A 1,629-nucleotide genomic window follows, 5' to 3' on the forward strand; every position below is an offset into this window, starting at 1 on the left:
CCCCCGGCCCGACGCCGGCACCGACGCCGGCACCGACGCCGGCGATGGCGCAGTCGCGCTTCTTGTCGTCCCAGTTGAACCAGTCGTCCTTGCCGTCCTTGCCCTCCTTGCCCTCCTTGCCGTCCTTGCCGTCCTTGCCGTCCTTGCCCTCCTTGCCCTCCTTGCCCTCCTTGCCGTCCAGGCCGTCCCTGCCGTCCAGGCCGTCCCTGCCGTCTAGGCCGTCCTTGCCGTTTCTGCCGTCCCTGCCGTCGTCGATCCGATCGGCCCGGATCCGCTTGTCGCCGTCGATCTTGTCATCGCGGTCGCGGTCCTTGCCGTCCAGGCCGTCCTTGTCGCCAAAGAGGCCCCACCCGTCCTTCTTGTCGTCGCACCGGTGGTTGCCCTTGTCGTCGAGGGCGTGGGCAGCGGCCAGGCCGGGCCCGAAGGTTAGGGTGACGCTCGCCGCGCTGGATATCGCGAGAACGGCGGCGCTTCGACCCATACCTTTCTTCATCTGGTCCCCTCTCTCACGTACGGTGATCGATTCGTTACTGCGAGTGATACCATAGCGACTGAGTGTGGGGATGCGGGTTAACCGCCCGGGCGTGGTGCGGCCGGATCGACCTCCTTGTGGCGGCGATCGGGTTGCTTTTTCGGTCTAGTTCGTCCAGTTTTCGGTGATCTCGGAATCGTTGAGACCGGTGCACCTCGCTCACAAGCATGCCGTTCACGGAAAGTATCTTCACTGATTGGTAGAGTCACCGTCGGTGGTTTCGTGGCCCTGGCACGTGACGGTTCGGAGCCGCAAGCGGTGCGCCGGACGATCCACCTCGGGAGCGATCCGCACGCGTACGTGGACGATCGACGGGCGGGATGGCGGGAGGAGCTGTGAAAGGTGGGACGGGCGGCGGTAACCAGCGGCCCGCGAACGGCGCACCGACGGCCTTCTCCGTCCGGGCACCCGTCGCGGGTCGGCGCATCCCGCTCTGGCGGTGGCTTCTCCTCGTCGGGGCGGTCCTCGTCCTCGGCAGCGGTTTCCGGCTGGCGGAACCGGCGTTCGATGCCGTCCATGGCGCTCCCGGGGCGGACGCGACGGCCGACATCGCCGACCTCCCGCCGCCGCCCACCCCCGTGCCGACGACCGGCCGGTTCGGGCTACCTCCCGCCGTCCCCGAGCAGCCGGTGGTGGTCGTCAACAATCCGTCCCGGCTGCGCATCCCCCGGATCAGGGTGGACGCTCCGATCATTCATCTGGGTCTGAACCCGGATGGCACGCTCGGGGTGCCCAAGGCATGGGGAGATGTCGGCTGGTATGACCGCGGTCCGGCGCCTGGTGGCATCGGCCCTGCCGTGCTCGTCGGCCACTACGATTCCACCACCGGCCCGGCGGTCTTCTACCGGCTGCACGAGCTCGTGCCCGGCGACCGTGTCGAGGTCGCTTCGCCGACCGGCGTGTCCACGACGTTCGTCGTCGATCGCGCGGAGAACGTGGTGAAGTCGAGGTTCCCGACGAACCGGGTCTACGGACCGGTAATCCGCCCTGAACTGCGCCTGATCACCTGCGGGGGCGCCTTCGACCGGAAGGCCAGGCACTATCTCAACAACCTGGTGGTGTACGCGCACGCCGAATCCTCGGCAGGAGCCGCGCCC

The 1,629-nt window shown here is 68.1% G+C and carries 2 protein-coding genes; one reads left to right on the plus strand and one right to left on the minus strand.

The window, feature by feature from the left end; all coding sequences use genetic code 11:
* On the minus strand, nt 1–481 hold a 481-nt coding region (locus AC08ON_RS06440; protein WP_476616625.1), incomplete at its 3' end, for a hypothetical protein.
* A 386-nt stretch (nt 482–867) separates the two neighbouring features.
* Here AC08ON_RS06440 and AC08ON_RS06445 point away from each other — a divergent pair.
* A partial coding sequence (locus AC08ON_RS06445) for a class F sortase (RefSeq protein WP_476616626.1) occupies nt 868–1,629 on the plus strand: 762 nt, incomplete at its 3' end.

It is taken from the genome of Frankia sp. CoWAU3, assembly GCF_977971855.1.